We start from the raw sequence: 355 nt of genomic DNA, 5'->3' as shown, positions 1-355 counted from the left end.
TGGGGGATTAGCTCAGCTGGGAGAGCACCTGCTTTGCAAGCAGGGGGTCGTCGGTTCGATCCCGTCATCCTCCACCAAAAAGTTCAAACGTAAGTCGTCAGTGAATAACTGATGAGATTTAGGTTTGGTCTTTTCGAGATCACTGTTTTTTCGTTCTTTAACAATCTGGAAGAAGTAAAGTTTTTTTAAGCGTGTAAGCGAATCAGAAATGATGAGCAAGCACACTTAGGGTAGTAGTAATTTGTATCAAGCAAACATAGTTGTACTCTTGAATCCTGTGACGATCTCTTTAACTCATGAAGAGGCCAACGTTATAGGGACAAGTGAATAAGTGCACATGGTGGATGCCTTGGCG

At 43.1% G+C, this 355-nt stretch carries 1 tRNA gene; it reads left to right on the top strand.

The features are described from left to right. Nucleotide 1 precedes the first annotated feature (1 nt). Nucleotides 2–77, top strand: a tRNA-Ala gene (locus AC3A6F_RS25340). Nucleotides 78–355 lie beyond the last annotated feature (278 nt).

It is taken from the genome of Massilia sp. Soil_C_3 (assembly GCF_057657035.1).
The sequence above is the reverse complement of the archived record's forward strand: the minus strand, read 5'-3'. Positions and strand labels throughout refer to the sequence as shown.